The 5,869-nt window shown below is 70.3% G+C and carries 6 protein-coding genes; 1 reads left to right on the top strand and 5 read right to left on the bottom strand.

Annotated features, from left to right (window positions below):
- The 4 genes from K2X24_RS12805 to K2X24_RS12790 all read right to left on the bottom strand — a co-directional run.
- Nucleotides 1-476 (bottom strand): hypothetical protein (locus tag K2X24_RS12805; protein ID WP_292498623.1); only part of this gene is annotated, 476 nt, incomplete at its 3' end.
- 127 nt (nt 477-603) lie between these two features.
- Nucleotides 604-1,329 (bottom strand): 6-phosphogluconolactonase, encoded by a 726-nt coding sequence (pgl, locus tag K2X24_RS12800; protein WP_292498621.1) that lies wholly within the window; start codon nt 1,327-1,329, stop codon nt 604-606.
- Nucleotides 1,330-1,429: 100 nt separating this feature from the next.
- On the bottom strand, nt 1,430-2,404 hold the full coding sequence (gene gnd / locus K2X24_RS12795) for a phosphogluconate dehydrogenase (NAD(+)-dependent, decarboxylating) (protein ID WP_292498618.1): 975 nt from the start codon (nt 2,402-2,404) through the stop codon (nt 1,430-1,432).
- Between the two features lie 169 nt (nt 2,405-2,573).
- Nucleotides 2,574-4,907 (bottom strand): NADP-dependent malic enzyme, encoded by a 2,334-nt coding sequence (locus K2X24_RS12790; protein WP_292498615.1) that lies wholly within the window; start codon nt 4,905-4,907, stop codon nt 2,574-2,576.
- A gap of 377 nt (nt 4,908-5,284) precedes the next feature.
- Here K2X24_RS12790 and K2X24_RS12785 point away from each other — a divergent pair, with 377 nt between their 5' ends.
- Nucleotides 5,285-5,539 carry a DUF3297 family protein gene (locus K2X24_RS12785; RefSeq protein WP_238280594.1) on the top strand — a complete coding sequence of 85 codons (255 nt, stop codon included), beginning with the start codon at nt 5,285-5,287 and terminating at the stop codon, nt 5,537-5,539.
- 4 nt (nt 5,540-5,543) lie between these two features.
- Here the strand turns inward: K2X24_RS12785 and K2X24_RS12780 are convergent.
- A partial coding sequence (locus tag K2X24_RS12780) for a hypothetical protein (RefSeq protein ID WP_292498611.1) occupies nt 5,544-5,869 on the bottom strand: 326 nt, incomplete at its 5' end.

Raw genomic sequence — 5,869 nt, 5'->3', positions numbered from 1 at the left:
GCAGGCTTCGCCACGGGCCGCTCTTCCAGGCCGCCGGTTCCGCTGCCGTCGTCGAGAGCCGGGATCAGGTCGAGGCTCAGGGCCGAGCCGCGCGGGCCATCGACCACGACGCGCGGCGACTCGACGGAGGCGGGGGCCGGCTCGGCGGCCACGGCCGGTGCCCGATACGCCTCCGTCCAGACCCGGCCGGAGGTCTCCGGCTCCGCATCCGGGAATTGGGCCGAGGCCTGAAATCCGGGAGCCTGAAATCCGGGGGGCGGCGACGACCGGACCCCGAGGACGAGGAAGACGGGCAGGCTGAGCGCCGCCACGATCGCCAGACCCGCCAGGGCACCGGCGCGAATCCCGCGCAGGATGGGATGGAGGCCGCCCTCGGCGACGGTGCGCAGGGGCCCGATCCGGCTGCGGGACGCACGGCGAGGTTCCCGTCGGGGAAGCGGGCGAAGGGGCCGGGCGACGAAGGGATCCACGCCCATGGCGCAACGTCACGGAGACCGGGATATTCCGGCAATCGCCAAGTGTTCGCGCGAACTCTGCGCCGACGCAACAACTTTCGTCAGATGACGCCGGGAATGCGGTGTGGATGATCAGGTTTCGTGGAGTTCAGGCGCCCGCGGCCTCCCGGTCCACGAGCCAGACCTGTTGCCCGACACTTCGGATGTGCCGGACCGGTAGATCCTCGCCCCGGGCGAGACGGCGCAGGGGCTCCTGTTTGCCCGCCCCCGTGACGAGGAACAGGACCTCGCGCGCCGAAGCGAGCGCCGGGACGGTGAGGGTGATGCGCGGCACGAACGGGGCGAGCCCCGCCTCCGGCACGGGTGCCACCCAGGCGTGACGCTCCCGCAGGGCCGGCTTGCCTGGAAACAGCGAGGCGGTGTGTCCGTCCTCGCCGAGCCCCAGCAGGACGAGGTCGAACAGCGGTCGCGCCGGATCGAGTTCGTTCGCCCCGTAGAAGCGCCTCAGGGTCTCGGCATAAGCGCGTGCGCTTACATCCAGAGTGCCGCGCGTGTCGATGCCGTGGAGGTGCCCCTCCGGGATCGGCGCATCGCCGAAGGCCTCGCGCGCCATGCGGACGTTGCTCGCCGCATCCGTCCACGGCACCATCCGATCATCGCCGAAGAACCAGTGCAGGCGATCCCAGGGCAGGTCCGCCCGATACTCCGCGCCGAGCCGCGCGTAGAGGCGCTTCGGGGTCGAGCCGCCCGACAGGCAGACGGCGATCTCGGGCCGGGGCGCGCTCCGGCAGAGGGCGACGAGGTGCTCGGCGGCGGCCTTCGCCACGGCATCGGCATCGGCCAGGATCTCGGCGCGCTCGGGCAGGGGGATCATCGGCACCTCGACGGGGGGTGGCAGGGATTATGTCGGGGAGAGGATCGATCCGGGGGAGGTCCCCCGGACGGGCGGGCGAGCCAACGCGCGCCTTCGGGTCCTATTTCGGCTCTTGGTGGCCGCCGAATCCCTTGCGCATGGCCGAGAGCAGCTTGTCGGCGTAGCTCGCCTCCTCACGGGAGCGGAACCGCGCGTAGAGGGCGGCCGAGAGCACGTTGGCGGGCACCGATTCCTCGATGGCCGCGTTCAGGGTCCAGCGTCCCTCGCCGGAATCGGCGACGAAGCCGGTGAAGTTCTCCAGGTGCTCGTCCTGGGCGAGGGCCCCGGCGGTGAGGTCGAGGAGCCAGGACGAGACCACGCTGCCGCGGCGCCAGACCTCGGCGATGTCGCCGATGTTCAGATCGAAGCGCTGGGCCTCGGGCAGGTCCTCGGAATCGGCGTGCCGGAGGATGTCGAAGCCCTCGGCATAGGCCTGCATCAGGCCGTACTCGATGCCGTTATGGACCATCTTGACGAAGTGGCCCGCCCCGCTTGGGCCCGCATGGATGTAGCCGGCCTCCGCCCGCGGGTCGCGGCCCTCGCGCCCGGGCGTCTTCGGGATGGTGCCGACGCCCGGCGCCAGGGTCCGGAAGATCGGGTCGAGGCGCTCCAGGGCGGCTTTGTCGCCGCCGATCATCATGCAGTAGCCGCGCTCGAGGCCCCAGACGCCGCCGGAGGTGCCGACGTCGACGTAGTGGATGCCGGCGCCCTTCAGCTCGGCGGCGCGGCGGATGTCGTCCTTGTAGAAGGAGTTGCCGCCGTCGATGATGACGTCGTCCGGGGCCATCAGGCCGCCGAGGGACTTCACCGTGGCCTCCGTGATGGCGCCGGCCGGGAGCATCACCCAGGCGGCGCGGGGGAGGCTGAGCTTGGCGACGAAGTCAGCGAGGCTGTCGGCCCCCACCGCGCCCTCCGCCACCAGGGCGGCGACCGCCTCCGGGTTCTGGTCGAAGACCACCGCCTCGTGCCCGTCCCGCAGCAGGCGGCGGACGATGTTACCGCCCATTCGGCCGAGGCCGATCATGCCGAGTTGCATCCCGTGTCTCCCGTCCCGCGACGGCGAACCGGACCAGCGCCCGGTCGTCGCACGCTCCTCACGCGAAGGGCTATCGCATTTGGGCTGCCGGGGCGAGGCGGCGGCTCGGCCGCCGCCCTTGCGTCCCACGCGCGGGTCTGCCCCTTGCCGGGGGCCTCCGTCGGACCCCTTAAGCGGAAGTCGACCCGACGCCGGGCTCGGCCAGGACGGGGCTGGCCCCGATCTCGGCCGCCTGCGCCTCGACCACGGCGGCGGCCGTGACGTTGACGATGCCACGGGCGGTGACCGACGGCGACAGGATGTGGGCCGGCTTGGCCGGGCCGATGAGTAGCGGGCCCACCGGCAGCGCATCGGCCAGCACCTTGGCGAACTGGAAGGCGATGTTGGCCGCGTCCAGGTTCGGCAGGATCAGCACGTTGGCCGCCCCCTTGAGACGCGAGGCCGGCATCACCCGGTCGCGGATGATCTCCGACAGGGCGGAATCGGCCTGCATCTCGCCGTCGACCTCGAGGTCGGACCGGCGCTCGCGGATCAGCCCCAGGGCGGTGCGCATCTTCACCGCCGAGCGCGAATCGGACTGCCCGAAATCCGAGTGGCTGAGGAGCGCGATCTTCGGCGTCAGGCCGAAGCGGCTGACATGCTCGGCGCAGGCCACGGCCACATCGGCGATCTCCTCGGCGCTGGGGTCCGTGCGGACATGGGTGTCGGCCAGGAAGTAGGCGCCCTCCTTGGTGACGATGAGGCTCATGGCGGCGAAATCGAGCACGCCGGGGGCGAGGCCGATCACGTCCCGGATCACCCGCAGGCGGGTCTCGAAGCGGCCCTCGAGACCGCAGATCAGGGCGTCCGCCTCGCCGCGCCGCACCGCGATGGCGCCGATCACGGTGTTGTTGGTGCGCACGAGGGTGCGGGCGGCGTCCGGCGTGATGCCGCGCCGGCCGGCGGCCTCCAGGTAGGTGGCGACGTAGTCGCGATAGCGCGGATCGTCCTCGGGATCGATGAGGTCGAAATCGACGCCCTGCTTGAGCGAGAGGCCGAAGCGCTTGATCCGGGTCTCGATGACGCGCGGGCGGCCGACGAGGATCGGCCGGGCGACCTTGTCCTCCGAGATCGCCTGCGCGGCGCGCAGCACGCGCTCGTCCTCGCCCTCGGTGTAGATCACCCGCTTGGGGTTCTCCTTCGCCTTGGAGAAGATCGGCTTCATGATGAAGCCGGAGCGGTGGACGAAGCGGTCGAGGCTGTCGGTATAGGCCTGGACGTTCTCGAGCGGCCGGCCGGCGACGCCGGAATCCATCGCGGCCTGGGCCACGGCCGGGGCGATGCGCAGGATCAGGCGCGGGTCGAACGGGCTGGGGATCAGCGAATGCGGACCGAACGGCCGGGCCTCGCCGCCATAGGCGCGGGCGACCACGTCGGAGGGGGCCTCGCGGGCGAGCGCCGCGATCGCCTTCACGGCGGCCTGCTTCATCTCCTCATTGATCGAGGTGGCGCCGACATCGAGCGCCCCCCGGAAGATGTAGGGGAAGCAGAGGACGTTGTTGACCTGGTTGGGGAAGTCCGAGCGCCCGGTGCAGATCATCGCGTCGGGGCGCTTCTCCTGCGCCAGATCCGGCATGATCTCGGGGTAGGGGTTGGCCAGCGCCATGATCAGCGGCTTGTCGGCCATCTTCTCCAGGTATTCGGGCTTCAGGACGCCGCCGGCCGAGAGGCCGATGAACACGTCGGCTCCCGGAATGACCTCGGCCAGCGTCCGGGCCTGCGTCTCCTGCGCGTAGACGTCCTTCCAGCGGTCCATCAGCTCGGTGCGGCCCTTGAAGACCACGCCCTTGATGTCGGTGACGGTGATGTTCTCGACGCGCGCCCCGAGGGAAACCAGCAGGTTGAGGCAGGCCAGCGCGGCGGCACCCGCGCCCGAGGTGACGATGCGGACGTCGGAGAGCTGCTTGCCGGCGAGTTCGAGCCCGTTGAGGACGGCGGCCGCCACGATGATCGCGGTGCCGTGCTGGTCGTCGTGGAAGACCGGGATGTTCATCCGGGCCCGGCACTGCTCCTCGACCTCGAAACACTCGGGCGCCTTGATGTCCTCGAGGTTGATGCCGCCGAAGGTCGGCTCCAGGGCGCAGACCACGTCGACGAGCTTGGCCACGTCGTTCTGCGCGACCTCGATGTCGAACACGTCGATGCCGGCGAACTTCTTGAAGAGGACGGCCTTGCCCTCCATCACGGGCTTCGAGGCGAGCGGCCCGATGTCGCCCAGCCCGAGCACGGCGGTGCCGTTCGTCAGGACCGCGACGAGGTTCTGTCGGATGGTGAGGGTGGCGGCCTCCTGGGGATCCTCGTGGATCGCCATGCAGGCGGCGGCCACACCCGGCGAGTAGGCCAGGGCGAGGTCGCGCTGGTTGCCGAGCGGCTTCGTCGCCTGGATCTCCAGTTTTCCGGGGCGCGGCAGTCGGTGGTAGACGAGCGCTCCCGACTTGAGATCGTCGGACATATTGTCGCCCATGGTCGTCCTCCTTGGGATTGCGCGCTGTCCCGGCGTTGGAGCGCGTCACCCATCATCGGCGGGATATTTGGCTGGGGCCCCTGTTGCACCGGCTGCCGGATGGGCGCAACCCGCGCGAGGAAACCCGGATCGACCGTGCCCGCCCGCCGTCCGGACCGCTCTCTCCATCGGCACAAACTCCTACGCCGGGCCGCCGCTGTCGCGCCCGGATTGCATCCCGAGGCTGACGATCGGAGCGTTTTGTTCCATTGGGGGCGGGATCGCGGGGCTCGGGACGGCGCCGAAGCGCCCGGCGTTGCGGCACCCGCCTGAATCCCGTACCGGCTTGCGTGCGAAACCCAACCCGCACGACGTGAAACGATCCAAGGTCCGCGCCGATGTCCGATACGCCCCCCGACCGCCTCGCTGTGAACCCGAACAGCCCGTTCTACGACGAGAAGATCCTCGAGCGTGGCATCGGCATCCGCTTCAAGGGCGTCGAGAAGACCAATGTCGAGGAATACTGCGTCAGCGAGGGCTGGGTCCGCCTCTCGGCCGGCAAGACCCTGGACCGCGCCGGAAACCCCATGACGGTGAAGCTCAAGGGCCCCGTGGAGCCGTATTTTCGCGACGACGCACCGGCCGAGGGCTGAAGCCTCAGGCCGACGCGTCCTCCAGCGGGAACGGCGTCGGCTCCCAGTAGGGCTCGATCTTGGTGCCGCGGATGTTGTCCGCCTCCCAGCGGTGCAGGATTGTCGCGAGCGCGGCCCGGTCGCCGGCCAGAAGCGGCTCGGCCACGGGGATGATCAGGCTTCGCATGTATCGGTAGAATGGCGTGTGCCCTTCTGCGTCACCCTGGAAGTGCGGAAGGAGCGTCTCCAGCGAACTGCGGGCGGCCGGAAGGTCGCCGAGGGCGATGTCGAGGATGAGACGCTGCCCTGGAAAGCCGGTCAGGGCGATGTCGAACGCCTCACGGAAAAAGG

The organism is Methylobacterium sp. (assembly GCF_019750675.1).
Classification (GTDB): Bacteria; Pseudomonadota; Alphaproteobacteria; order Rhizobiales; family Beijerinckiaceae; genus Methylobacterium.
Note: the sequence above shows the minus strand (reverse complement) of the source record. Positions and strands in the feature narration are given on the sequence as shown.

What these genes read in the sequence shown, in the direction of transcription:
- pgl (WP_292498621.1), bottom strand. Translation starts at nt 1,329, where the DNA reads ATGATCCCCCTGCCCGAGCGCGCCGAGATCCTGGCCGATGCCGATGCC.
- gnd (WP_292498618.1), bottom strand. Translation starts at nt 2,404, where the DNA reads ATGCAACTCGGCATGATCGGCCTCGGCCGAATGGGCGGTAACATCGTC.
- K2X24_RS12790 (WP_292498615.1), bottom strand. Translation starts at nt 4,907, where the DNA reads ATGGGCGACAATATGTCCGACGATCTCAAGTCGGGAGCGCTCGTCTAC.
- K2X24_RS12785 (WP_238280594.1), top strand. Translation starts at nt 5,285, where the DNA reads ATGTCCGATACGCCCCCCGACCGCCTCGCTGTGAACCCGAACAGCCCG.